Consider the following 26,047-nt stretch of genomic DNA (forward strand, 5'->3'; position numbering starts at 1 on the left):
GATCTGAAGCGGATCTGAAGTGGCAGCGCGGGCGAGTCACGACGAGGTTCGTGCCGCCCGCTCGATGGCCGCGAGCAAATCGCCGCCGAGAAATGGTTTGGTCAATAGCTCGGCGACGCCGATACGTCCGATGTCGGCACGGGTCTTGTCGTTGTCGTATGCGGTGACGAATACGACGGGCGGGCGCGGGTGCGGCAGCGTCGCAAAGAACGCCGGTCCGGACGTGCCCGGCAGTTGCACGTCGGCGACCAGACAATAGGCGCTGCCGACACACTGGACCAACCCCACGTCGTCTGCCCCTGCGAACGATCGCGTGCGAAATCCGTAAAGCTTCAACAGGCGCTCGACAGCGCGACGCATGCCTGTGTCGTCCTCCAGAATCGCGATGAGTTTCCTTGGTGTGGTCATGAGGCGGTCGTGTCCCTATGACCGCATTTTTCTTTGGAATGCAACGTAACCGCCATCGGGACTTGGGGCAACGCCGATACCCTGTCGGGCAATTTGGGGCAATCACCTATGCATGGCGGACCTTGACCGCTACATTGGTTTTACGGCGTTGGCGGTCGAGTTTCGCGTCCGCATTCCACCGTGCTCGACACTCTGAAGCCACTGATATCTCCTTGACTTGAGGCGCGACGATGAGACGACAGGCATTGGCAATCTTGATGTTGCTCACCACAGGCGCGGCACCGGCCGTGTGGGCACAAGGCACACCCGCAAGTGCGGCTTCGGCGCAGGCCAATGCCGTTGACCCGGAGGCGGTGCAGGCGTTGCACACCATGGGGAGCTACCTGCAATCGCTCAAGCGCTTTCGCGTGTCGACGGATCTGACGGGCGAGCGCGTGCTGGCCGATGGACAGAAGCTTCAACATGGCGCGCAAGCCACGCTCGAAGTCGACCGGCCGGAGCATCTTCGCGCGATCATGAGAAGTGCCCGCAGCGAGCGCGAGATCATCTACGACGGAAAGACCGCAACGTTGTATGCCCCAGAGCAGAAGTACTACGCATCGGTGCCCTTCAAGGGAACGCTGGCCGATCTCATCAAGGAGCTGCGCGCTCGCTACGGCGTAGAGCTTCCGCTGGCCGATCTGTTTACATGGGGAACGCCTGAAGCGCAGAACCGGCAGTTCGACTCCGCCATGTTCGCGGGACAGGACTATGTCGGCAACGATCTCTGCGATCACTACGCCTATCGGCAAGCGGGTATCGACTGGCAGATCTGGATCACGAGCGGGGACAAGCCGTTGCCGCGCAAGATCGTCGTGACCCGCACGGACGACGATGCGCGCCCGCAGTCGGTGTCTGTTCTGTCATGGAAACCCAGCGCTTCCATCACACCGTCGACGTTCCAATTCCGCCCGCCGCCCGGCGCGAAGAAGATCGAAGCGCTCAAGCTGCCTGCCAGCAAGGGGTGAAAAGATGAAAAAAAATCGTTTCTCCTCTCTGTCTGTGTGCGTCGCTGCGACGCTGTTGGCCCTTTCAACGATCACGACTTCGTCATCGATGGCGGCGGGCCGTGGCGGTCATGGCGGCGGTGGTGGTGGCGCCCACGCGCGCGCCCAGGGCGCCGGTGACCGTCAAGCCGGGCAGCGCACCGCACAGCGGCCGAATGCCGGCAATCGTCAGGCCGATGCGCGAACGCGCAACGTGCGAAACACCAGCGTGAACAACGTCAATGTCGACCGAAACGTGAACGTCAACGTCGACAGCCACGGCGGCTATCACGGTGGATGGGACGATGACTATCATCCGGTGGCGACTGCCGCAGCGGTAACGGCGGCGGTAGGCGTGACGGCCGCAGTGATCGGATCGGTGGTGCGTTCAGTGCCGGCCAATTGTGTGCCCGTCAACTATCGCGGCATGATTTATCAGCAATGCGGCAGCACCTGGTATCAGCCTCAGGGCACGCAGTTTGTCGTGGTCACCGCACCGTATTGAAAAGACGAAGGCGAGCGCACTGGCGGATCAGGCGCTCGCTGTTTCGATTTCGGTGCCGTGCGCCTGAAGCCGGTCACGACATCTGCGCTGTCACGCCGGAGGTTTGCCTCTCGGTGTGCCTGAGCAACTCTGCCAATGACGTGGCGCGGAATTTACGCATGATCTCCGCGCGGCACGTTTTGACGGTCCGCTCGCATAGGCCCAGTTCCGCAGCAATTTGTTTGTTGCGCAGACCCTTGGCGATGCCTTGCAGCACGACCTGTTCACGTCCGCTCAGCGCTGATTGGACGTCGTCGGCACAAGAGGATGGCGGCTTACGTTGCACGAGGCTGATGGCGGTTTCCACCGCATGCATCAGTGCATCGCGCTCAAACGGCTTGATAAGGAAATCGACGGCGCCGGCCTTCATGGCTTCGACGGAGCGCGACACGTCTCCGTAGCCGCTCATGAACACGACAGGCAGGTCCGGCGCCTGACGCCGAAGCGCGCGTTGCAAGTCGAGACCACTCGGGCCACCCAACTCAAGATCGAGGAGAACGCAGCCGGGGCGACCGTCGGGTTCGCTGACGAGGAACTCTCCCGCAGACGCATATTCCTTTGTGTCATAACCCGATATGCACAGCAGACGCGTCAGTGCCGATCGCATGGAGGCGTCGTCATCGACAACATGCACGACCGATTCACGACTGGCATTCATAGCATCTCCCATTAGCTCGCGCGCTGAAAAGAATCTCCCCCGGAGTTGAAAGGATTTTCGTCGGCATGTAGGAATTATTCCGACGCGGATAATTTAAATTACTGCGTCTTGCAAAATAAATAACGATTCAAATTACGTTGGCGAGACAGATGAGCAATATCTCGAATTTCAAGATAGTTCAATTGATAGCACCTCTGAATAAATTCGTAAAGAAAGTTCGGCCAAGTGTTGCCGTGAAGATTGCTGTGGCGGGAGATTCCTTCGGCGATTCGCGATTTCACGTGTTGTGATTCCCGCTGAGTGGAAATTTAGCAGGCCGTTTAATTTTCCATTGCCCAAAAGGGATGCGATTTTTGCCCCATACACCTATGTCCTTGGCGCAGGCAGATGTTGAGAATGACTTCCGTGGTTATTTGGCCGGATGTCATAACGCTCACCCAATGTCTTTGCGGAGGACCTCATGAAACGCCAGACCGTAGTTGCCGTGATAGCGCTTGTGGCCGCGACCCTTGCCGGGACCGTGGCGCAAGCGCAATCGTCGCCGCCACAGCCCGCCGATGCAACGGCTGCCACGCGCGACGCGAATCAGAAGTTGCTGAATTTCCTGCCGTTCGCGAACAAGCAGGACTTCGAAGACATTCAACGAGGATTCATTGCGGAACTTCCGAATCCTGTCGTCAAGGGCGCCGCAGGCAACACGGTGATCGATCTCTCTCAGTACGACTTCTTGAAGAAGAACATGGCGGGGGAGGCGCCCCCCACGGTCAACCCGAGTTTGTGGCGGCAATCGCAGTTGCTGTCGGCGCAAGGTTTGTTCAAGGTGGTCGACGGTATCTATCAGGTGCGCAACGTCGATCTGGCCAACATCACGTTCGTGCGCGGCAAGACCGGCTGGATCGTGATCGATCCGTTGACGTCTGTCGAGACGGCCAAGGCGTCGCTGGATCTCGTCAACAGCAAGGTGGAGAAGCTCCCGGTCACGGGCGTGATATTCACGCATAGTCACGTCGATCACTTCGGTGGTGTGCGCGGTGTTGTCGACGAGAAGGACGTTCGCTCGGGCAAGGTGCCGCTCGTGGCGCCCGAGGGCTTCATGGAAGAGGCCGTCAGTGAAAACGTGTTCGCCGGCACCGTCATGAGCCGCCGTGCGTCGTATATGTACGGCAATCTGCTGCCGAAGGATCCGAAGGGCAACGTCGGCGGTGGCCTCGGTCTCACGACGGCAGCCGGCACGATCACGCTGTTCGAGCCGAGCAAGCTCATCAAGAAAACCGGCGAGACGCTGAACATCGACGGCGTCGACATCGTCTTCCAGATGGCGCCGGGTACGGAGGCGCCTGCGGAAATGCTGTTCTACTTCCCGCAGTTCAAGGCGATCGACTTGGCCGAGGACGCGACGCACACGCTGCACAACATTCTCACGTTGCGTGGTGCGAAGGTCCGGAGCGCGCAGAAGTGGTCTCATTATCTTGACGAGACGATTCGCCTCTGGGGCAACGACGCGGTCGTGTCTTTCAGCAGCCACCACTGGCCGCAATGGGGTAACGATCGCGTAGTGCAGCATCTTGAGAAACAACGCGACCTCTATCGCTACATCAACGACCAGACGCTTCGCATGGCCAATCAGGGCATGACGATGCACGAGATTGCGGACAAGTTTCAGTTGCCCGATTCGCTGGCAAAAGAGTTCTATAGCCGCGGGTACTACGGCAACCTGAAGCACAACGTGCGCGCTACGTACCAGCTCTACCTCGGATGGTGGGACGGTAATCCCGCGAATTTCGACCCGTATGCGCCGGCTGATGAAGCGAAGCGGTACGTAGACCTGATTGGTGCGGACAAGATGCTCAAGGGCGCCAAGTCGGCGTTCGACAAGGGTGACTATCGCTGGGCTGCCGAGCTGACGAACAAGGTGGTCTTCGCGCAACCGACGAATCAGGCCGCCCGCAATCTCGAAGCCGCTGCGCTGGAGCAGTTGGGGTATCAGGCGGAATCGGGGCCGGCGCGCAACTTTTATCTGAGCGGCGCGCAGGAACTTCGCGGCGGTGTGCATAAGGTCGCCACGCCGAATACGTCCTCACCCGACATTATTCGGGGCATGACGACTGAGATGTTCCTGGACTTCCTCGCCATTCACTTGAATGGGCCCAAAGCGGCTGACAAGGCGTATGCCTTCAATGTGACCTTCCCGGACACGAAGGAAAAGTACGCGTTGACGGTCAAGAACGGTGTGATGAACTACAGCAAGGACACCGTGTTGCAGAAGGCCGATGCCAACATCTCGCTGAATCGCACGACGCTGGACGACATTGCGCTGGGCAAGCTGAAACTGGGGAATCTCGCGGAAAGCGGGCAGGTGCAGTTCGACGGCGACCGGGCGAAGTTCAAGGAAATGCTCGGGCTGTACGACAAGTTCGACTTCTGGTTCACGATTGCGGAGCCGTGATCAACCCGGTGCAAGGCTGCTATTGAGTCTCCTGAGCCCGTATGCGATGTGCGTACGGGTTTTTTTTCAATTCCGTGACAAAGTTCATTGATTCGCCTCGTGGGGGAGGCCCCGCCACCCAATCAGCACGTTTGCGTGCCGAAACGGCACGAAGCCCGTTTTTATGCCGCCTACACTCCGCTTCCTGAGACTGGCTCGGTGTCCGCGTGCGACGCGCGCACGGCACCTACACTACCCCCAACGCCAGCGGATCCAGAGGAGCAGGGCATGACCAGCAATTCCCGCGCCGCCACCCCGGCGCCCCACAACCCGTGGCGTGAAATCTGCGCCGCGAGTATCGGCAACGCACTCGAGTTCTATGACCTGCTGATCTATGGCTATTTCGCCATCGTCATCGGTCAGTTGTTCTTCCCCTCGCACGACGCGACGACCTCGCTGCTGCTCTCCGTCGGCACGTTCGGTATCTCGTTCGTCACGCGTCCGCTCGGCTCGATCGTGCTCGGCAGCTACGCCGACCGCGCCGGCCGAAAAGCCTCGCTCACCGTGTCGATCGGCCTGATGATGCTCGGCACCGCCATGATCGCGTTTGCGCCGACGTATGCGCAGATCGGTATCGCTTCGCCGCTGATCATCATCGTCGCCCGCATGCTGCAAGGCTTCTCGACGGGCGGTGAATTCGGTGCCGCCACCGCCTTCATGGTCGAACACGCCGACGCCAAGCGTCGCGGCTTCTTCGCTAGCTGGCAAATGTCGACGCAAGGTCTGGCCACGGTGCTTGCTGCCGGTGTTTCCGCACTGCTCAGCATGCTGCTCACCGCCGATCAACTGAGCGCATGGGGCTGGCGTGTCGCCTTCGCCGTGGGTCTGCTCATCGGCCCGGTCGGTCTGTACATTCGCCGCAATATCGACGAGACGGCCGACTTCAAGAAGCTGGGCCAACAGCAACGCGAGAAGTCGCCGCTGCGTGAAGTGTTCGGGCGTGACCGCGCCAACATGCTGCTCGGCGCCGGTGTGGTGGCCGCTGCGACGGCGTTCAACTACGTCCACAAGCTCTACATGCCGACGTATGCGGTCAAGCAACTGCACATTCCGGCGACGTCGTCGTTTGTCGGTGCGGTGGTGACGGGCCTGATGCTAATGCTCGCCGCACCGGTGGTCGGCCATTTGTCGGACCGCTTCGGCCGCATCCGTGTGATGTTGATCGCGCTGATTCTCGTGGGCGTGACGACTTACCCGCTGTTCGTGCTGCTCAACCTGTACCCGACGTTCCAGACGCTGCTCATGGTGCAGGCGCTGGTGGGCCTGCTCATCGCGGTTAGTCTCGCGCCGTTGCCGGCACTGCTGGCGGATATTTTCCCGACGAGCACGCGGGGCACCGGTCTGGCCTTGTCGTACAACTTCTCGGTGACGTTGTTCGGCGGTTTCGCCCCGCTGATCGTCACGTGGCTGATCGACGCCACCCACAGCAAGCTCGCACCGAGCTTCTATGTGATGGCCACCGCTGTGCTCAGTATCAGCGCCGTGATCGCGCTGGGCCGCCGCGTGCGTGCTGGCAAGATTGCCGGTATTCCGCATCGCGCCTCACGTGCGTCGAAGGCAGCCTAAGTGATCTGCACTGAGTTTTTCGTACTGAGTTTCTTGTACTGATTTTCGCCGCAACGACGACGCGTGCCGCCTCCCCTGTGGCAGCGTCGTCGGCTTTTTTCGGCATCCCCTGTGGAGTCTTTTCATGACCACGCTCGAAGCAATCCGCGCCGCCCTGCCGGCGTACCCCATCGAAGTCTCGTTCCCCGACATCACCCGCTGGCGCGAAGGCAACACCGGTATCGACTATCTGCATACGTTCGATAGCGGCAAGCCCGGCAAGCACGTGATGATTCTCGCGCTCACGCACGGCAACGAAGTGAGCGGCGCGATCGCCGTCGATACGTTGCTCGCATCGGGATTGCGTCCGGTCACGGGCCGCCTGTCGCTGGGCTTCGGCAACATCGATGCGTATGAACAGTTCAGCGCAGAGAACGCCGACGCGACGCGTTTTCTCGATGAAGACATGAACCGTGTCTGGACGCCGTCGGCACTCGACGGTGAGCGTCAGAGCCGCGAACTCACGCGTGCGCGCGCCATGCGTCCGTTTATCGACACGGTCGACCTGCTGCTCGACATCCACTCGATGCACGAAGCCTCGGCACCGCTGATGATGACCGGCCCGCTGGAGAAGGCGATTGCGCTGGCAGCAGAACTGGGAACGCCGGAGCACGTGATCATCGACAAGGGGCACGCCAACGGCACGCGCATGCGTGACTACGGCGGCTTTGGCGACACGGCCAGCCCGAAGAACGCACTGCTCATCGAGACGGGCCAGCACTTCGCCAAGAGCGCTCGCGATGTGGCGCTGGATTCGGCGGTGCGTTTCCTGCTGCACGCCGGTGTCGTGGCAGAAGCCGACGTTGCCGAATTTCTGACGCAGACCAAGCCGGCCAAGCAGAAGTTTGTCGAGATCACGCAGCCGGTGGTGGCACGTTCGATGGAATTCCGTTTCTCGCAGCCGTTCACGGGGCTGGAAGTGATCGAGAAGGCCGGTACCGAAATCGCCCGCGATGGCGACGAGGTCATCGTCACGCCTTACGACAACTGCGTGATCGTGCAGCCGTCGATGCGCCACCTTGGCGTGAACGTCACGATGATGCGACTCGGCCGCTTGCTGGATCGCTGAGCGTGCATGCCGTGTAATGCACTTCCGATTGAATGACGATCGGATGTGAAGAGGGGCCGGCAATTTGCCGGCCCCTTTGTCATTGGGTGGCAGACGAGGTGAAAGCAGAACCCGTCAGAAAGACCCGACGAGCGAACCGACGACGATCACGGCGACCAATGCGATCAGCGCGCTCACGATGCTGGTCATGACGATGTCGAGATAGCTATCGCGGTGCGTACTGCCGCACACGGCGAGCAGCGTGACCACGGCGCCGTTGTGCGGCAGGCTGTCGAGCGTGCCCGACGCCATGACCGCCACACGGTGCATCAGCGCCGGATCGATGCCGTGCTGTGCGGCAAGGCTCACATACGCGGGGCCGAGGGCATCGAGGGCAATCGTCAAACCACCGGATGCCGAGCCAGTGATGGCCGCCAGCAGATTGGCAGAGAGTGCGAGCGAAACGAGTGGACCGCCGTCAATCGACAGTACCCAGTCGCGCACGAGTTCGAAGCCGGGCAGTGCCGCAATCACGCCACCGTAACCGACGAGGCTCGCCGTACACATGATCGGCAGCACCGACGCGTTGGCGCCCGCATCCATGGTTTTACGCAACGCGGGAAGGCGTCGCCACTGCAACGCGATCAGCACGAGAATCGCACTCGCCAGCGCGACGCAAACCCCCCACACACCCGCTACGCTCTGTAGCGTAATGCCGCCCCAGCGGGGTTCCGCGAGATAGCTCGCATCGAGGCGCGGAAACACCAGCACGTTCATCACGAAGTTGCCGGCGATCACCACGACGAGCGGCAGCGCGGCAGTGAGAATGCCCGGTAGCGCTTCGTTGCGATGGCCCTGCTCGATTTCCGCCGGATCGAACTCGCGGGCCACGCTGGCGCGCTCGCGCACGACGGTGGGGTCGGCCCGTTTGTCCCACACTTCGTTATCGGCATAGCCATGGCCCGCGCGCCGGGCTTGTGCCTCGCGCCACATCAGCCACCACAGACCGGCGCCCAGCATGATCGCGGACGCCATCAGCCCGAGCCCCGGCGCCGCAAACGGGGTGGTACCGAAGAACGGCATCGGGATCGCATTCTGAATGGCGGGCGTGCCCGGCATGGCCGACATCGTGAACGTGGAGGTGCCCAGCGCAATGGCGGCCGGCATCAGACGCACGGGGATGTTCGCCTCACGAAAGAGCGCGTGTGCCATCGGCGCCAGCACGAAGAACGCCACGAAGAGACTCACGCCGCCGTAGGTCACCAGTGCGCCACCCAGCACGACCGCCAGCATGGCCCGCCGCGCGCCGAGCTTGTCGGTGAGAAAGGCGGCGATCGCGCGTACCGCGCCGCTGTCTTCCATCAGCTTGCCGAAGAGCGCGCCCAGCAGGAACAGTGGGAAGAACTGCGCGACAAAGCGCGCCGCGTTCTGCATGAACGTCTGGGTCCAGTGCGCGAGCACCGGTTCGCCCGAGAGCGCCGCGGCGAGCATGGCGGCAGCGGGCGCCAGCAGCAACACGCTCCAGCCGCGATAGGCCAGCCAGACCAGCAGCAACAGGCCAATGAGAATGCCGGCGAGCTCCATTCAGATCGACTCCATGAGCGCGTCCAGATCCAGCGACGAGCGTTCGCCCAGATCCGTGCCGTGTTGTTGGAGGAAGGTCTCTGCACAACGGCGTCCCTCGTCGCGCAGCATCACCAGAAAGTCCCACTCGGCGGAGAGTTTCGACGAGTAGCCGAGCGAGGTCATCATGTCGCTCGAGATACGGTGCATGCGCATCTGCGCCCAGCGGCGGCCTTCTGCCGTGCCGGCATCGACCACTTGGCGGAGCACCGCGATCATGCGCAGTTCTTTGAGCAACGTGGCGTTGAACGAGACTTCGTTCACCCGGTTGAGAATCTCGCGCGCGGAGCGGGGGACTTCCGCCCGCTCGACCGGGTTGACCTGCACGAGAATCGTGTCGCGCGAGACGGTTTCGCGAACGAGTGGTGTGATCGTCGGGTTGCCTGCGTAGCCGCCGTCCCAATAGGCTTCGCCGTCGATCTCGATGGCGCGGTAAAGCATCGGCAGACACGCGGTGGCGAGCAGTACGTCCGACGTGATTTCGGCGTTGCGAAAGACACGTCCGCGTCCGGTGCGCACGTTGGTCGCGGTGATGAACAACTGGATCGGGCAAGTGGCGATGGCGTCGAAGTCGATGTGATCGGCCAGCAGCCTGCGCAACGGGTTGTATTCGAGCGGCGCGAGGTCGTAGGGCGACACCACACGCGCGGCCAGATCGAAGAGAACGAAGAACGGGGAGTTGTCGAGTGACCAGCGGCCGAGCACGACGTCGAGCGGTGTGCGGCGCAATGGACTGAAGCGGCCGGCGTGCGAAACGTCCCGCCAGAATTTCTCAAGCGCGCCGCGTGCGAAGCCGGTCGCGAGTACGGCGGCATTCATCGCCCCGGCGGAGGTGCCGGAGATGCCTTCGATTTGCAGTGCTGTGGTGTGGGTGGTGGCTTCGAGCAAACGGTCGAGCACGCCCCATGTGAACGCGCCATGGGCGCCCCCGCCTTGCAGTGCGAGGTCAATGGGGAGCGGCGGCGGGGTACTGTCTCGTGGAGCGCGCGGCATGATCCCTCGGCGATGCGGCGCTGCGCTCAAGCGCGTTGGCCGCGTGGGTCGGTACGAGAGTGCGGTTGCAGACGCTACGTTGTTTGCGGTGCAACATGGCCACTGTCTCAGATAACCGTGAATTCGGCAACCTTTCGGGTGGACACGTTGGGAATGTTGGGAAGGTTGGACGGCAGGCGGTTACGCCTCGTCGATCTGCGGCGGTTTGCCGCGGCGCAGGCTGAGTTGGGCCAGCACATCGGCGTGCTGATTGCCCCAGCGGTAGAGCATCTCGATGGGTTCGATGAACAATTCGCCCAGCGGCGTGAGCGAATACTCGACCTTCGGCGGCACGACGGCATAGACCTCGCGATGGATCAGCCCGTCGCGCTCAAGCTCGCGCAAGGTCTGCGTGAGCATCTTCTTCGAGATACCCGGCAGGCGGCGCTGCAACTCGCCGGTGCGCGTGGTGCCGCACTGCAACGCGTACAGGACCATGCTCGTCCACTTGACGCTGAACAGCTCCAGCACGCGGCGCGGCACGCAGGTTTCTTCAAAAACGAAGGGTTCGGACTTGCCCATGGTAACCAAATGGTGACTATTCAACTGAAAGGTGCCTACTGGGGATTTTGGCCCTTCGTCACTATACTTTGAGCCGATAGTGCGTGTCACCCGTTGCGAAGCGCCGGGCATATGGCTGGCGTCGCTGGCATCCGACATGTCACCTGAATGGAGACCTTCATGAGCAGTTTGTCGAAAACGGCCCTCTCGATCCTCGATCTGGTGCCGGTGCGCGCCGGTGGCACGGTGGCCGAAGCCCTCAAGCAATCCGCCGAACTGGCACAGCATGTCGAGCGGCTGGGATTCAATCGGTTCTGGCTGGCCGAGCATCACAACATGGATGGCATTGCCAGCTCGGCGACCGCATTGCTGATCGGCCATGTCGCGGGCAAGACGTCGCGCATTCGCGTCGGCTCGGGCGGCATCATGCTGCCGAACCATCCGCCGATGGTCGTGGCGGAAAATTTCGGCACGCTCGCGGCGTTGTACCCGGGGCGTATCGATCTCGGGTTGGGACGTGCGCCGGGGGCCGATCAGGCCACCATGCGCGCATTGCGTCGCGACCGCTTGTCCAACGGCGACGATTTCCCGGAACAAGTGGCCGAGCTGCGCGCATTGCTCGCGCCCGCACAGCCGGGACAACGGCTCGTAGCAACGCCGGGTGCCGGCAGCGATATTCCCGTGTGGCTGCTGGGATCGTCATTGTTCTCGGCACAACTCGCGGCGCATCTGGGGCTGCCGTACGCGTTTGCATCGCACTTCGCACCGCGCTTCCTGTTCGACGCGTTGCGGCTGTATCGCGAACTTTTCCGTCCGTCGGCCGTGCTCGACAAGCCCTACGTGATGATTGGGGCGCCGGTGATCGCGGCACCGACGGATGAGGAGGCGGCGTTCCTTGCGACGTCCTCGCAGCAGAAGATTCTGGCGCTCATGCGAGGGCAGAGCCTGAAGCTGCAACCACCGGTGAACGACATGGATCAGCGTTGGGACCCCGCCGAGCAGCATTCGGTCGAGGCATTCCTTGGCGTGTCGGTGGTCGGTGGCCCCGAACGGGTGAAGGCCGGACTCTCAGAGCTTGTCGAGCGCACGCAAGCCGACGAACTCATGCTCGTGACCGATATCTACGATCCGGCGTTGCGCCTGCGGTCGTGCGACATCGTGGCGTCGGTCTGGAAGGATTGATGACGGGAGAGGTGCAATGCGGACGATGGCGTCAGCGTTACGCGTGACGTCGCCGGTGCGCGAAACGAGGATCGGCCGCCGCCGATCCTCGCGAATCGATCAGCGGAAGCGCCCGATCGAGAACGGCGAGAGGTCCAGCAACGGACGCTCGCCCGCCACCAGCGCCGCGACGGCGCGACCGGTCGATGCGGCAGCCGTCAGGCCGACGTGGCCATGGCCGAACGCGTAGAAGGCGTTCGGCACTTTCGATGCGGCACCCAGCACGGGCAATGAGTCCGGCGTACTAGGCCGGAAACCCTGCCACCGCGCGCCATCGACCGATTGCGTCGATTTTTCGCCGGCGACCGCCCCCGGAAACATCTTGTGCAACTGGCGCAGCAGCAGGTCGGCGCGACGCCAGTTCGGTGGCGCTTGCAGGCCGGCCAGCTCGACCGTGCCGGCACCGCGCAGGCGGCCATTCATCGGCGTGGCAAACAGTTTTCCCTCCGCCCACATCACCGGACGCGACGGCATTTCCACAGGCGTCGGTATCTCCACGTGATAGCCGCGCTCGGTGTCGAACACGATGCCATCGCCCAACTGCCGGACGAAGGGCGCGGACCATGCACCTGCTGCGACGACGACCGCGCGGGCTGGCTCGCGGCCCGCTTCGGTGTGAACGGCAACGACCTGCGAACCGTTGGTCTCGATGGCCTTGGCCGCCGAGTCGACGATGCGCCCGCCGCGTGCGACCACTTGCGCCGTCAAGCGAGCGAGCATCGCCCCCGGGTCCGACGTGTGGCCCGTCTCGCTGATATAGCGGGCCCCTACGAAGTCATTCGATAACGTGGGTTCGAACTCGCGCAATGCTGCGGCGTTCAGTGTCTCGATCTGTACGCCATTCTCACGGCGTAACGTCATGCCGCCTTCGTCGCCCTGCATGCCGCTCTGGCTTGAATAGGCGATGAGATACCCGCGCCGCGTGACCAGATCGTTCGCGTTGGCGTCGTCGAGCAACGGTTGATAAGCGTCGAGCGCCGGGCCGAGCAGCGCACGCAAGGCGCGCGCTTGTGCGGCCACCCGGGCGGGTTGGCTGGCCGCCACGAATCGCATCAACCAAGGCACCATGCGCGGCAAGTACGACCAGCGCAGCACCAGCGGGCCGTCAGGTTGCAGCAGCCAGCCGGGCACCTGCCAGAGCACACCGGGCATGGCGATGGGGACGACGGAGGAACCGTTGATACAGCCCGCATTGCCAAGCGATGCTGCCTGACGTGCCGACTGTCGATCGACAATCACGACGGGAAGGCCCGCTCGCTGGAGATAGGCGGCGGTGCACACGCCGACCAGGCCGCCGCCGATGACGACAACCGGACGCGAATCATTCATGAAGCAGTCCTGCGAAAGCACGAAAGCGGCTAGTGTACTGCGTCGGATACGCGTGTCCGTCGCCCGTCAAAAATAGCGTCCGACGCACATCTGCGTGGCCGGACGCTGAGCGGACGCCGAGCGGACGCCGAGGTCGATGCGTCAGATCATTTCAAGTGGCCGCTTGCGCGAGGGCGCTTCGAAATGATGGTTGAGCGCCGAGAGGTCCTCGGGACTCAGTACGAGATCGCGGGCAGCGCGATTTGCGCGCACGTGGGCTTCCGAACTCGCCTTGGGAATGGCGATGACCCCCGGTCGGTGCAGCACCCAAGCCAACGCGACCTGAAGCGGTGCGACGTTGTGCGCGCGCGCAATGTCGCCGAGTACGCCGTCGGTCGGCAAACGTCCCTGCTCGATGGGCGAATACGCCATCACCGGCAATTCGCGTTCGGCAAGCCACGGAATGAGGTCGTACTCAGGGACACGCCGCGAAAGGTTGTACAGCACCTGATTCGTTACGCACTCGTCGCCACCCGGCGTATCGAACAATTCCTCCATGTCGTCGGTGTCGAAATTGCTGACACCCCAATGGCGAATCTTGCCGGCGTCGCGCAACGCTTCGAAACCTTCGATCGTCTCTTCGAGTGGCACCGTGCCACGCCAATGCAACAGATAGAGATCGAGGCGATCCGTACCCAGACGTTCGAGACTGCGCTCACAGGCCGCGATCACGCCGCGTCGCGAAGCATTGTGCGGATAGACCTTGCTCACGAGAAAGACCTGATCGCGCAGGCCGTCGAGTGCCTCGCCGACAAGACGCTCGGTGGCGCCTTCGCCATACATCTCGGCGGTGTCGACCAGCGTCATGCCGAGCGAGACGCCGTGGCGCAGTGCCGCAATTTCCTCGCGGCGGCGCTCCGGTTTCTCACCCATCATCCAGGTGCCCTGTCCCAGCACGGGCACTGCCTCTCCGTTCTGAAAAGTGACCGTTCGCATGTTGTGTCCTCCATGGTTTTGATGGTCATTATCGACCCGGATGTCGAGGCATGACCAGCGCAATGAGGGGTTCTCGCAACACTTTGCGGTGCTGTCCGAGTGTTTTGCTCGGATAACTCCGAAACACGGTACGGAAAACACCGCTATTCCCTTCGGTCGCGATTTCTCTCGGATAGTTCACAGACTTTTGGCGGCGCCGTCGGGATACGCTTGCCTCACCGATGTGCATGGCAAATGTTGCTACGCAGCGAGACGGCTCGGGAGTGGCTTTGGCTGTGTACGTCGGACCTCACGGGCATACCTGAAGCACGTGCCGGTGAGGGGGGCGGTGGTCACGCCGGTGGAAAAAAGAAAGCCCCGCGAGCGGGGCTAAAGGCCGGCCGAGTGGAAGCCGGCCAAGGAGGGTGATTCGGTTCCACTTTGCAGGGGGGGCTGCGCGTGTTTGCACGTGGGGGCAAGCCGGTTGCCCGGACGCGAGGCGTATTTTCGGCATGGATGGCTTGGCGGTGAGGAGGACGATTCTTAATCTGAATGAGAAACTTGAAGTAACAATTGTGACCTTTTCGCGTCACAGGCCGGAAGCGATAATGTTTTCGCCGTCGTCAGAACAGGAGTCCCCCGAATATGGATAAGGCGATCCAGTCCGATCCGTCCCGCCGATCGATCGCGGCGCTCGCGCCGTTTGACCGCTATACGCCGCCCGCCATCTTTTTTCACTGGGCGATTGCCTTGCTGATCGTGGTTGCGTATGCCGCGGTGATCGCCAAGGGCTATCTGCCGCGTGGCAGTGCTCCGCGGGCGCTGTCGATGGTGATTCACGAATGGGCGGGGATGACGGCGCTGGTGCTGGCCGTGCCGCGCTTGGTGTGGCGCGTGGTGAAGGGGGCGCCGCCCGCGCTACCCGGTCAGGGGTGGCTGGTGCGTGCCGGGTCGGCCGTTGTGCACCTTGCGCTCTACCTGTTCATCTTCGCGCAGCCGATTCTGGGATATCTGACGCTCAACGCCGGCGGGCATGTGTTGACGATTCCGGGGCTGGATATCGCACTGCCGCAATTCATCGACAAAGACGTGGAGACGCGCCGTTCGATCAAGGAGATTCACGAGACGATCGGCACGGCGTTCTACTGGGTGATCGGCCTGCATGCACTGGCCGCGTTGTGGCATCACTACTTCCGCCGCGACAACACCCTGCGGCGCATGCTGTGACTCAGCGCGCGCCGCAGGTACCCGGCATCAGAACGTGAAACGAACGCCGGCGAAGACGCTTCGCCCGTCACCCGGGTAGAACACGGCGGTGTTGGCCGTACGCGCGTCGGTCACGGTGCTGAAGTCCGACACGTAGCGCTTGTCGGTCAGGTTGCGGGCATCGACGTAGAACGTGACGCCGCGTTGCACGAGGTACGACGCCTGCAAGCCGATCAGCGTGTAACCCGGCACTCGCATCGTATTCGCGTAGTCGACCCACGCGCCGGTCGGCACCCAGTCGAGTGACGCGGCAATCTGGAAGCGATTGGTCAGCGCGTAGCCCAACGTCGTGCGCAACACGTTGGTCGGCACACCGGCGATGTGGTTATTGCCGTACTGCGGGTCGTTGCGGAAGCGGAAGTCGCTGTAGTTCCAGATCTGCGACAGCGTGATGCGATCGCCGGTCGCGACGACGTCCTTGAACAAATCGAACGAGGCGCCGACTTCCAGCCCTTGCAGCACGGTCTTGTTCGCGTTGAACGTCGAGGCGGGAATGTCGGGCGACGTCGTGTATTGCAGCAGTTGATCGCGTACCAGCGAGCGGTAGGCCGTGACGTCCCACGCGACGCTGCCGAGCTTGCCGCGCGTACCGGCTTCCACCGTCCACGCATGCTGCGCTGCCAGCGGCACGAAGCGCGAGGTCGCACCGAAGGTCTGCGACAAGTCGGTGAAGTCAGGCACGTCGGCACTGCGCGTGATGTCGATGAACGCCTGCACATCCTTGCGCGGTTCCCACAGCAGACCGATCTTCGGATTCACGCCCGAGTAGGCGGCGCTCGTCGAACGGTAGTTCGGATCGCCGGGCAGGCCGCCGTAGTCGACATATTGGCGCACATCGCGATAAGCCTTGGCGCCGATCATCAGGCCGACCGTCGGCAGGAAGAACAGGCGGTTTTCGAAATACGCCTCGTAGTTGTACGCGCTCTGCCGTGAGTTGAGCGTTTGCGCGCCGCGATTGCCGTTCACGTTGACGTACTGATCGGCCTGCGTGTTACCGCCGAAGAAGCGGGCGCCGACGATCAGGTCGTTGCGCATGCCGGCAAGCGTGAGGTTGGCGGTGTAGCGCGGGGCAATGCCGTATGTCCAGCCGTCCTGATCCAGTGCTTGGAAGATCGGGTGGTACAGGCTCTTGTGAATCACCCACGAGGCGATGTCCAACTGGCCGACATCGAGACGGATGGTGGTCAGGTTGCCGATACGCTCGGTGCGCGTGTTGCGGGCCTGATCGCCGGAGACGGCCGATGCCGCTGCCTTGGTCGGGTTGTTCAGCGCGTCGAACAACGAGAGCGTGCCGGGCAGCTTCTGATCGACGATATAGGCGCCGAAGAAGAAGCGCGTTTCAACGCGCGGCGAGAACTTGTAGCCGATGTTGGCGTTGAACTGGGCGTACGTGCCCTTGTCGTGATCGCGATAGCCGTCGGCGCGGTTGACGGTAATGGTCGCGAGCGCATCGAGCGGCCCGAAGATGCGCGACATCTGGCCGCTGGCGCGCACATTGCCGAAGCTGCCGCCATCGATGCGGAACTGGTTCGGTGCCTCGGCCGTATAGGCGGTCGGTGTGACGAAGTTCAGCGCGCCGCCGAGTGTAGTGGCGCCGTAGGCGAGGCCGTTGCCGCCCTTGTAGATTTCGGTCGAGCGCAGGCCCAGCGGATCGATCTGGTAGTAGTCGCCGCTGCCGTCGGCGAGATTCGTCGGAATGCCGTCTTGCAGGATGTCTAGACCGCGCACGTGGTAGCCGCGCGCGATGCCCGAGCCGCGAATCGACAGACGCAGTTCTTGCCCGTAACGGCTTTGCACGTAGACACCGGGGGTGTCTTTGAGCACGTCGCGCAGGTTGAACGCGTAGGTGTTCTGGTACGCGTCAGCGTCGACAAAGGCGACCGAGCCCGCCGTCTGGAACAGATTGGCCTTTTGTTCTTCCACGCTGGGGGAGGTCAGTGATTCGGCAGGCGCATTGACCGTGGTGGTCGGCAGCGTGGCGACCGGCGCACCGGACGTCTGGGCGAGTGCGTTGCCGCCGAGCGAAGCGAGGGCGAGCGCGATGGCCGTTTGCAACGGCTTCTGTGTGATGGGACGTAGCATGAGTGTCTCTCTGGCGACGGGGAAGCCGCCGCTCAATGATCGGGATTGCCGTGTGCAACGACGCATGGCATGCAGGTCGCGCACGAATGCCGCCGGCTCGCGCAAGCAGAGCAGCGCGAGCGACGACAGCAGAGCGTCGAGAGCAGTGCGTCGAAAGCCACACGGCGGAAACAGTCCGTCGAAAATCACCACCAACCGGCAGCTCGCCAGTTAGCAGGAATACGACGTGATCAGAGGGTCAGAGAGGGTGGCGCACGCGCCAGTGCTGCGGAGAAACGGGCGCGCGGATAGAACGGCACCAGCACGCGGGGGGCGTCGGCGGTGCCTGTCGGCGCGGCAGTGGGGAGGGTGATGAAATCGGAGGTGACGAGCGTCTGGTGCGACCAGAGCGAGCAGTAGCCGCACTTTTCCCAGTGTTCGGCAGACGCCAGCGAGTGATCCGGGCCGTCGTGCGCACTGTGAAGTTGGGCCGCATCGCCCGTCGCGGGCGGCGCTTGTGCGTCGTCGTGGCCGGAATGACCATCGTGCACCGCAGCGCGCTGTGCGTCGGCGCGCGGGGTGCTGTTCGTCCCCAGCGCAGCCTGCGTGCCCTGCACCGTGCAGTAGACCGCGAACGGGTCTTTCTGCATGGCCGCACGCCATTGCGCAATCGCCGGCATGAGCGCTGCCAGCAGGATCGCCAGTAAGGCGATCCCGATAGCGACACGATGCTGGCGGAGCTTGCGCATGTCTGGGCCGAAGTTACGTAAAGTGTACGTTCAGGGAACCAGGCATTGTAGGGGCTGTCGTCGCGGCCCGTAAATGTTTTGCGTTCTCATGTAGGGAGGACGCGACAATTTGACGCATCGCTTCCCCCGGGCTGTCCGCACCCGGCGAAAACACGGTAATGCCGGGCAAAAAAAGAGGTGCCGCCTGCCCCCCAGCAGAAGCGGCACCCCACACCGGATATCGGTTCCTCTATCCGCACATCATTCGTGCTTTATTCGTCCATCGGCACATCGGCACATCGGCACATCAGCACATCAGCACATCAGCAAATCCGCACATCAGCACATCAGCAAATCCGCACATCAGCACATCAGAACTTCACGCCGACACCCACGCCGACGATGAGCGGATCGATGTGCAGCGTGCCGAGATCCGTGCCCGCGAGCGACGTGTCGGTTTTCATCCAGATCTTCTTGATGTCGATGTTGAAAAACATGTTCTTCGTCATCTGAATGTCCACACCCGCTTGCAGGGCCGGACCGACGCTATGGTTCTTGATCGAGATCGGCGTGCCGCCCGCGTTCAGGCTGCTGTTCCAGAAGCGCGTGTAGTTGATGCCGGCGCCGACATACGGGCGCACTTTGCCCGCGTGGTTGAAGTGGTATTGCAGCAGCAGCGTCGGCGGCAGCACGTTCACACCGCCCAGATGGCCGAGGTTCGACGTGAGTTGGTGGCGCGACATGCCGAGAATCAGTTCGACCCCGACGTTGTCGAGAATCATGTACGTGAAGTCGAGTTCCGGCACGATGGCGTTGTTCACCGTGACGCCCAGCGAGGGCAGCACACTGCCGCTCGCATGCGAATCCGGCAGGATGCCGATGGCGCGCACGCGCGCGAGGATGTCGCCGGCGTAGATACCTTGCGAGCTGTCCTTGATGAAGCCGAACGTCTTCGGCTGTGCGGCGCTCGCGGAGGTGCCCGTGTTATTCGTGTCGGTAGCCTGTGCCGTAGCGCTTGCGCTGAAGAACGCGGCACCGGCAACCACTGCGGCGGCGATGGCCGTGGCGCCGAGGGAGTGCTTCATGATGTTTTCCAAAGTCGTGAGTAAGCACGACCGATGGTAGAAGCGCCTCCCCGCGGGGAACTTGATGCGCATCAAGCGCGCGAAAACCCTTGGCGGCAGTGCGACAAACTGTCGCGCATTCGTGTGCGCTCAGTCGCGCGGCTGCAACATCGCGATGAACGAGCGCACCGTCTGCCTCCATGGCGTCAGCCCACCGCCGATGCCTGCCGATGCCCGCCAGCGCCGGCCGGCCTCCCTGTTTTGGTAGGATGCGGACTTTGCCACGCGTTCCCCCATCGTGAAGCGCCTGATTTCGTCGCTGCTGCATGCCATCGCCCAAGCGGGCCGGCATGGTCTTCGTCTGCTGCAACCGCTGCTGCAACGCCTGCAACCGTTCGCTGCCCGCGCTTGGCACCACCTGCGCCACCCCACGCGCCGTGGCGTGCTGATCGCCATTGCGGCAGTCCCGGCGCTGTTCATCGCCTACACGCTGATCCTGATCCCGTTCACGCCCGGTATCCGCGACATTCGCCGCGCCAAGGTCGACCAGCCCGCGCAAGTGCTCTCCGCCGACGGCAAGCTGCTTGCCGAGTTCCGGCCGTCCAACCGGGAGTGGGTCGCGCTCAAGGACGTGTCGCCCAACGTGATCAAAGCGCTGGTGTCGACCGAAGACCATCGCTTCTATGAACACCACGGTATCGATCTGAAGCGCACGGCGTCCGCGGCGTTGCACACGTTCTCGGGCGACCGGCAGGGCGGCTCCACCATCACACAGCAGCTCGCCCGCAATCTGTATCCGGATGCGATCGGCCGCGCGCCCACGCTGACACGCAAGCTCAAGGAAGCCATCACCGCGCTCAAGATCGAGACGCTGTACACCAAGCCCGAGATTCTCGAGACGTATCTGAATACCGTGCCGTTCCTGTACAACGCGTACGGCATCGAGATGGCCGCGCGCACCTATTTCGACAAGTCGGCCGACCAGCTGGATGTGGTCGAAGCGGCCACGCTCGTCGGCATGCTCAAGGGCAACAGCTATTACAACCCGGTGATCAACCCCGAGCGCGCGCTGCAACGTCGCAACACCGTGCTCGCGCAGATGGTGAAGTACGGCGACCTCGATGCGTCGAAACTGGCGGCATTGCAGAAGCGCCCGCTGCGCATCAACTTCGAGCGTCAGACGGAAGAGCCGGGCCCGGCGCCGCATTTCGCGCAGCAATTGCGCAAGTGGCTGATCGGCTGGGCGGATCGCAACGACTACAACATCTATTCCGACGGGCTGGTGGTGCATACCACCATCGACTCGCGGCTTCAGACGATGGCCACGCAGGCGCTGACGCGTCAGGCCAAGCAACTGCAAGGCATCGCGGACGCGAACTGGTCGGCACGCGGCGGCTGGCGTGACAGTACGGCGCTGGTGCAGTCGTTCGTGCGTGAGTCTGCCGAGTATCGCAATGCGGTGGCCGGTGGCGAAGCGCCCGACGCTGCCATGAAGCGCCTGCTCGCCGACAAAACCTTCATGCAGAACCTGCGCGCGACCAAGACGCGTGTGCAGGCAGGCTTCCTCGCTATCGACCCGCGCTCGGGGTCGATTCGCGCGTGGGTGGGCAGCCGCGACTTCACGATCGATCCTTTCGATCACGTGCAACAGGCGCGTCGTCAACCGGGCTCGACGTTCAAGCCTTTTGTGTACGGCGCGGCGTTCATCAAGGGCGCGAAGCCGGAAGACACCATCGTCGATCAGACGGTGGAAATTCCGCTGGCTGGCGGCGAAATCTGGCGGCCGAGCGACGATACGGCACCGACGAACAAGCCGATGGCATTGCGCGACGCGCTCGCGCAATCGCGCAACACCGTGACGGCGCAGTTGATGCAGGAAGTCGGGCCGTCGCGTGTGGTCGGGCTGGCCCGCGCAATGGGCGTGCGTGAAAGCAAGCTCGATCCGGTGCCGTCGCTGGCGTTGGGCACGAGCCCGGTGTCGCTCAAGGAGATGGTGGTCTCCTATGGCACGATTGCCGACGGTGGCGAATATCGCGAGCCGACCATGGTCACTGAGATCACTAACAGCGAGGGCGACGTGCTGGCCACGTTCTCCCCGGCGCGTCCCGAACGCGCGCTGTCTGAAGTCGACGACTACACGCTGCTCGACACCATGCGCGGCGTGATCAATCGTGGCACCGGCAACGCCATCCGCACGCGCTTCGGCATTCGCGCGGACGTGGCGGGCAAGACCGGTACGACGCAAGACAACGCCGACGGCTGGTTCATCCTCATGCAGCCGCAATTGGTGGCCGGGGCGTGGGTGGGCTTCAACGACAGTCGCATCACCTTGCGCAGCGACTACTGGGGGCAGGGCGCCCACAGTGCGCTGCCGATCGTGGGCGATGTGGTCTCGCGTGCGCTGCGCGCGAAGCTCATCGATCAGAACGCCCGCTTCGAAGCGCCTGACAATCACCACTGGTACAGCGACTGGTGGACGCGTGCGAGCGACTGGGTGACGGCGTTGTTCGCGAAGAAACCTGCGCCGGAGCCTAAGCCCAAAGCCCCGGTGAAGCGTCAGGCGGCGCCTGCCCCGGCGCCCTCCCCATCGGTACCCAGCGCGGCCAGCACGGCCGTGGACAGCGGCCCGCTGCCGGTGCCGGTGGCCTCAGCGGTGCTGGCACAGCCGGACGCCGCGTCGGCCGCCATCGCACCGCGCAGCACGACGATCCCCGGTGTACCGGGCGAGTGGGACGGCCCGGGCGCGGCGTCGGGCGTTGCGCCGCCGACGTCGGTTCCGGTCATCCCGCAAACGCCGTCCGGCTCCGCGCCCGCCTCGGCCCAGTAAGAGGTTCAGTACGGGGCTCGACTAGGCCACCGGGCTTGCCGCCCGGTCGGCCGAAATTGCCATAACAGTTATGCCAGATTCTCATGACTGCCACGTCATGGCATGCGCTATATTCATGACGATATAACGGGGATGAAACGACCCTCCCCGGCCACATCGGGGGAGGACGTCAGCCATGTTTATCCGGCAGTTGAGTTATCTCGTCGCGCTGTCGCAGGCGCAGCATTTCCGCCGTGCGGCCGAGTTGTGCAACGTGTCGCAGCCCACGTTGTCGGGCGCGATCCGCAGCATTGAAGAGGAATTCGGCCTGCCCATCGTGCGGCGTGGTCGCCGCTTCGAAGGTTTCACTCCCGAAGGCGAGCGCGTGCTGGCTTGGGCGCGTCAGGTGCTGGCCGACTGTGAGGGGTTGCGGCAGGAGGCCAGTGCAAGCCGTCGCGAGGTGGCGGGTTGCCTGCGCATCGGTGCTATTCCCACCGCGTTGCCGCTCGTGCCGCTGCTCACCGATGCGTGCCTGCGCGACTTCCCCGGCATGCGCCATGAGGTCTACACACTATCGGCAACGCAGGCGCTGCGTCAGCTTGCCGAACTCGATCTCGATGTCGGCCTCAGCTATCTCGACGATCCGCGGTTGCGCGAGTTCGAGACCATTCCGCTGTTTCGCGAACGCTACGTGCTGATCGCGCGCGATGAGACGGCGCTGGCGGGCAAGACGGCCCTCTCTTGGCACGAAGCCGCGAAGCTGCCGCTCTGCCTGCTCACCAGCAACATGCAGTGCCGTCAGGGCATCGATGCGGCGTTGGCACGCGCGGGGACATCCGCGTCGCCGCGTGTCGAGACGGACTCGCTGATGGCGCTCTATGCCCATGTGCGTTGCGCCGGGTTGTACAGCATCGTGCCGCACAGTGTGTTGTGTCTGGCAGAGATGCGCGACGAGTTGCATGCGGTGCCGTTGCAGCCTGCGCTGCATCGCGAAATCGGTTTGATTCTGCGTGAGCGTCAACCGCGTCCGCCGTTGTTGGACGCGGCCATTACCGCGTTCCGGTCGGTGGATCTGCAATCGCGGCTCGATGCGTTGTTGCCTGCGCCGGCGCTGGCATAGGAATACGGCGACGTCAGTCAACTGACGCGTCGAGTGTGAAGACGGTGCGCAGGGGGCTATCGACCTGCGCCCAATGCTGACCCAGTTCGGCCAACGGAATCGTCGCCGTGGGAATGCGCAATCCGGCGGGTAGTGCGGCATGCAGCACTTCCTTCACGGCGTGCAGCAGCCGTGGCAACGGCACGCTGCCGATACCACTGCCCATCAACGTGATCGCGCTCGCGCGCAATACGGCACCCGGCAACACGATGTCGCTGCCGCCGACCGACCCAATCTGCACGAAGCGGACCGGCTGCCCTTCCGGCGAGTGTTTGGCGGCGGCGATCAACAACGCCCGCGCGCTGGCCCCCCACAAGTAATCGAGCACGACATCCACGCCTTCTGCGAAATGCGGTGCGAACGCATGGCTCAAGCCATCGTCGTCCTGAATCAGTGAAATCGTGACGTCGGCACCGGCCTGTTTGAGCGCAGCCAACGAGATCGGATTACGCCCCGTCGCGATGATTTTTTCCGCACCGAGATGCCTCGCGATACGCACCGCCAACTGACCCGACGCGCCGGTCGCGCCGTTGATGAGCACCGTCTCGCCCGCGACGAACTTCGCCCGCTCGGTGAGCGCGGCCCACGACGACATGCCGGGAATGGCGATGGCCGCTGCGGTCACGTCGTGCAGATCGTCGGGCAGCACAATGCATTGCGACGCGCGCGCAAGGCTGCGTTCGGCCATCGCACCGTAAGGCGCGGTCGGCCCGAAAAAGTACACGCGGCGGCCGTCTTCGAGACGCCCCGTGCCGTCGACGCCAGCCACGAACGGATAGTCGCCCGACGACGAGTAATGCGCCCCGGCAGCGCGCGAGCGCGTGACCCGGCTCAAGGCGGCGGCGCTGACGTCGATCAGGTGATGATCGGGCAGCGCCTGCGGCGAACCGAAATCCGCATAGACGGGCGGGTGACCGGTTTCTTTGACGACAGCGGCTTTCATGGCAGTTCCTTCACGGTGACGATGGGGATAACGGCCTCAGTCTAGGCGTGCGAATGCGACCCGACTCCGGTATAAATGTCATTCGATACGGAGTTTCGGCCATGCCTGCGTCTATACCTGCCCCTAAGCCCGCCCCCATCCCCATCGTTCGCCCGGATTTGCTGACCTCGCCCGCCGCGCCATTTCTGGCGGCCGGGGAATTGACGCAGCCGGAGGCGCGCGAGAAGTCGCCGCATCGGCACGCGCACGGGCAACTGATGGGCGCGCTGACCGGTCTGGTCTCGGTGGGGCTCGACAAGCACCAGTGGGTCGTCCCTGCGATCCATGCGATCTGGATTCCGCCGCACTATGTGCACTCGGTGCGCTCCTACGGGCCGTTCTCGGGATGGAGCGTCTTCATTCAGGAGGCGCGCTGCGGTGAATTGCCGCCAGCGCCGCGTGCCATCCGCACGTCTGCGCTGCTGCGTGAAGCGGTACGGCGTGCGGCGACATGGTCCGGCACGCCAGCGAGCGATGGGCTCGACGCTGCGCAGACCCGTATTGCCGAAGTGATCGTCGACGAGGTGAAAGCGGCACCACCGGCTTCGCTCGGGCTGCCGCTGCCGGAAGACCCGCGACTCGTGCGTATCACCGATGCGCTGGCGGCCGACCTGTCGGATGCCCGGCGGCTGGAGGAATGGGCGGCGTGGGCTGGCGTAGCGCCGCGCACGCTGAGCCGGCATTTCATGACGCAGACGGGCATGACGTTCGCGCAGTGGCGCCAGCAGGCGCGTTTGCTGCGCGCGCTCGAACAACTCGCAGCGGGCGTGTCCGTCACGGCCATCGCCCTCGATCTCGGCTACGAGAATGTCAGCGCATTCATCGACATGTTCCGCCGCGCGATGGGCACGACGCCGGGGCGATATGCGAGCGACGAGCGTCTACAATCCAGCCCATGACACTTCATATTCGCAACGAAACGCCCGCCGACGCGGCAGCCGTCGAAGCACTGACGACGGCAGCGTTTCTCGACGCGCCGCACACCGATCACACCGAGCAGTTCATCGTCAACGCGCTGCGTCGTGCGCAGCAGTTGTCGGTCTCGCTGGTTGCGCAAGAAGACGGCGTCATCGTGGGGCATGTGGCCGTGTCGCCGGTGACGATCTCCGACGGCAGCCCGCGCTGGTACGGTCTGGGGCCGATTTCAGTGGCACCTGACCGGCAAGGTCAAGGCATCGGCAGCCGGCTGATGCACGCGGCGCTCGACGCATTGCGGCAACTCGGCGCGGCCGGTTGCGTCGTGCTTGGCGACCCGCTGTACTACGGGCGCTTCGGCTTTGCTGCCAACTCCGGAATGATCCTGCCTGACGTGCCGCCCGAGTATTTCCAGACGGTGTCGTTCGACGGTTCGACGCCATCGGGCACCGTGCGCTATCACGACGCGTTCAACGCCACATCGTGACCCCATGACGGCCGCAAGATAGCCGCGCTCGCCAGTTCCCGCGATTTCCCCTGAGTTTGATAGGCCGGACCGATCAACCGATCGGTCGGAACGATTTTCCATCGATGCGTCCTGCACCGATCATTGGCCTCAATGCAGCGACGACA

General features: G+C 63.3%; 22 protein-coding genes. 11 read left to right on the top strand and 11 right to left on the bottom strand.

Annotation, left to right across the window (positions count from 1 at the left end; all coding sequences use genetic code 11):
• Positions 1–36: 36 nt before the first annotated feature.
• Complete coding sequence (locus PIN31009_RS04295) at positions 37–408, bottom strand: response regulator (protein WP_150789411.1); 372 nt, start codon at positions 406–408, stop codon at positions 37–39.
• Positions 409–665: 257 nt separating this feature from the next.
• Here PIN31009_RS04295 and PIN31009_RS04300 point away from each other — a divergent pair, with 257 nt between their 5' ends.
• Both PIN31009_RS04300 and PIN31009_RS04305 read left to right on the top strand, forming a co-directional pair.
• On the top strand, positions 666–1,415 hold the full coding sequence (locus PIN31009_RS04300; protein ID WP_246185494.1) for a DUF2092 domain-containing protein: 750 nt from the start codon (positions 666–668) through the stop codon (positions 1,413–1,415).
• A gap of 4 nt (positions 1,416–1,419) precedes the next feature.
• Entirely contained in the window at positions 1,420–1,938 is a 519-nt protein-coding gene (locus PIN31009_RS04305; protein ID WP_150789413.1) for a hypothetical protein, read from the top strand.
• A 73-nt stretch (positions 1,939–2,011) separates the two neighbouring features.
• Here the strand turns inward: PIN31009_RS04305 and PIN31009_RS04310 are convergent, their stop codons facing one another.
• On the bottom strand, positions 2,012–2,635 hold the full coding sequence (locus tag PIN31009_RS04310; protein WP_150789414.1) for a response regulator transcription factor: 624 nt from the start codon (positions 2,633–2,635) through the stop codon (positions 2,012–2,014).
• Between the two features lie 460 nt (positions 2,636–3,095).
• Between PIN31009_RS04310 and PIN31009_RS04315 the strand changes: the two genes are divergently transcribed.
• From PIN31009_RS04315 to PIN31009_RS04325, 3 genes are all read left to right on the top strand, one after another.
• Positions 3,096–5,081 carry an alkyl/aryl-sulfatase gene (locus PIN31009_RS04315; protein ID WP_150789415.1) on the top strand — a complete coding sequence of 662 codons (1,986 nt, stop codon included), beginning with the start codon at positions 3,096–3,098 and terminating at the stop codon, positions 5,079–5,081.
• Between the two features lie 267 nt (positions 5,082–5,348).
• Positions 5,349–6,686: an MFS transporter gene (locus PIN31009_RS04320; protein WP_150683153.1), complete on the top strand. Its 1,338-nt coding sequence runs from the start codon at positions 5,349–5,351 to the stop codon at positions 6,684–6,686.
• A 124-nt stretch (positions 6,687–6,810) separates the two neighbouring features.
• Entirely contained in the window at positions 6,811–7,794 is a 984-nt protein-coding gene (locus PIN31009_RS04325) for a M14 family metallopeptidase (RefSeq protein ID WP_150789416.1), read from the top strand.
• 114 nt (positions 7,795–7,908) lie between these two features.
• On the opposite strand, the gene PIN31009_RS27830 is transcribed toward PIN31009_RS04325, so the two are convergent.
• The 3 genes from PIN31009_RS27830 to PIN31009_RS04335 form a co-directional block, all read right to left on the bottom strand.
• Positions 7,909–9,357 (bottom strand): GntP family permease, encoded by a 1,449-nt coding sequence (locus tag PIN31009_RS27830; RefSeq protein WP_174995974.1) that lies wholly within the window; start codon positions 9,355–9,357, stop codon positions 7,909–7,911.
• The gene (locus PIN31009_RS27835) at positions 9,358–10,389 is read right to left on the bottom strand and encodes a patatin-like phospholipase family protein (RefSeq protein WP_174996943.1); all 1,032 of its coding nucleotides are present in this window, start codon (positions 10,387–10,389) and stop codon (positions 9,358–9,360) included.
• 180 nt (positions 10,390–10,569) lie between these two features.
• Positions 10,570–10,950 (bottom strand): winged helix-turn-helix transcriptional regulator, encoded by a 381-nt coding sequence (locus tag PIN31009_RS04335; RefSeq protein ID WP_058377302.1) that lies wholly within the window; start codon positions 10,948–10,950, stop codon positions 10,570–10,572.
• A 159-nt stretch (positions 10,951–11,109) separates the two neighbouring features.
• Here PIN31009_RS04335 and PIN31009_RS04340 point away from each other — a divergent pair, with 159 nt between their 5' ends.
• A complete protein-coding gene (locus PIN31009_RS04340) occupies positions 11,110–12,111 on the top strand; it encodes an LLM class flavin-dependent oxidoreductase (protein WP_058377303.1) in 1,002 nt (333 codons plus the stop codon).
• A gap of 99 nt (positions 12,112–12,210) precedes the next feature.
• Here the strand turns inward: PIN31009_RS04340 and PIN31009_RS04345 are convergent, their stop codons facing one another.
• Entirely contained in the window at positions 12,211–13,479 is a 1,269-nt protein-coding gene (locus tag PIN31009_RS04345; protein ID WP_150789417.1) for an NAD(P)/FAD-dependent oxidoreductase, read from the bottom strand.
• Between the two features lie 141 nt (positions 13,480–13,620).
• Positions 13,621–14,454, bottom strand: a complete 834-nt coding sequence (locus PIN31009_RS04350) for an aldo/keto reductase (protein ID WP_150789418.1) — start codon at positions 14,452–14,454, stop codon at positions 13,621–13,623.
• A 624-nt stretch (positions 14,455–15,078) separates the two neighbouring features.
• Between PIN31009_RS04350 and PIN31009_RS04355 the strand changes: the two genes are divergently transcribed.
• The gene (locus PIN31009_RS04355; protein WP_150789419.1) at positions 15,079–15,660 is read left to right on the top strand and encodes a cytochrome b; all 582 of its coding nucleotides are present in this window, start codon (positions 15,079–15,081) and stop codon (positions 15,658–15,660) included.
• Between the two features lie 27 nt (positions 15,661–15,687).
• Here PIN31009_RS04355 and PIN31009_RS04360 read toward each other — a convergent pair whose 3' ends face one another.
• The 3 genes from PIN31009_RS04360 to PIN31009_RS04375 form a co-directional block, all read right to left on the bottom strand.
• Positions 15,688–17,781, bottom strand: a complete 2,094-nt coding sequence (locus PIN31009_RS04360; RefSeq protein ID WP_150789420.1) for a TonB-dependent receptor family protein — start codon at positions 17,779–17,781, stop codon at positions 15,688–15,690.
• A gap of 230 nt (positions 17,782–18,011) precedes the next feature.
• Positions 18,012–18,509, bottom strand: coding sequence for a DUF2946 family protein (locus PIN31009_RS04365; RefSeq protein WP_150789421.1), 498 nt, complete (start codon positions 18,507–18,509; stop codon positions 18,012–18,014).
• A gap of 350 nt (positions 18,510–18,859) precedes the next feature.
• A complete protein-coding gene (locus tag PIN31009_RS04375; protein ID WP_150789423.1) occupies positions 18,860–19,573 on the bottom strand; it encodes an OmpW/AlkL family protein in 714 nt (237 codons plus the stop codon).
• A 274-nt stretch (positions 19,574–19,847) separates the two neighbouring features.
• Between PIN31009_RS04375 and PIN31009_RS04380 the strand changes: the two genes are divergently transcribed.
• Together PIN31009_RS04380 and PIN31009_RS04385 are read left to right on the top strand one after the other, a co-directional pair.
• The gene (locus PIN31009_RS04380; RefSeq protein WP_425495465.1) at positions 19,848–22,379 is read left to right on the top strand and encodes a penicillin-binding protein 1A; all 2,532 of its coding nucleotides are present in this window, start codon (positions 19,848–19,850) and stop codon (positions 22,377–22,379) included.
• A gap of 175 nt (positions 22,380–22,554) precedes the next feature.
• Positions 22,555–23,478: a LysR family transcriptional regulator gene (locus PIN31009_RS04385; protein WP_150789425.1), complete on the top strand. Its 924-nt coding sequence runs from the start codon at positions 22,555–22,557 to the stop codon at positions 23,476–23,478.
• 13 nt (positions 23,479–23,491) lie between these two features.
• On the opposite strand, the gene PIN31009_RS04390 is transcribed toward PIN31009_RS04385, so the two are convergent.
• A complete protein-coding gene (locus PIN31009_RS04390) occupies positions 23,492–24,460 on the bottom strand; it encodes a quinone oxidoreductase family protein (RefSeq protein ID WP_150789426.1) in 969 nt (322 codons plus the stop codon).
• A 101-nt stretch (positions 24,461–24,561) separates the two neighbouring features.
• Between PIN31009_RS04390 and PIN31009_RS04395 the strand changes: the two genes are divergently transcribed.
• Positions 24,562–25,398 (top strand): AraC family transcriptional regulator, encoded by an 837-nt coding sequence (locus PIN31009_RS04395; protein ID WP_150789427.1) that lies wholly within the window; start codon positions 24,562–24,564, stop codon positions 25,396–25,398.
• The gene (locus PIN31009_RS04400) at positions 25,395–25,901 is read left to right on the top strand and encodes a GNAT family N-acetyltransferase (protein ID WP_150789428.1); all 507 of its coding nucleotides are present in this window, start codon (positions 25,395–25,397) and stop codon (positions 25,899–25,901) included. The genes PIN31009_RS04395 and PIN31009_RS04400 overlap by 4 nt, the downstream gene beginning before the upstream one ends.
• Positions 25,902–26,047 lie beyond the last annotated feature (146 nt).

The organism is Pandoraea iniqua (genome assembly GCF_902459685.1).
Classification (GTDB): Bacteria; Pseudomonadota; Gammaproteobacteria; order Burkholderiales; family Burkholderiaceae; genus Pandoraea; species Pandoraea iniqua.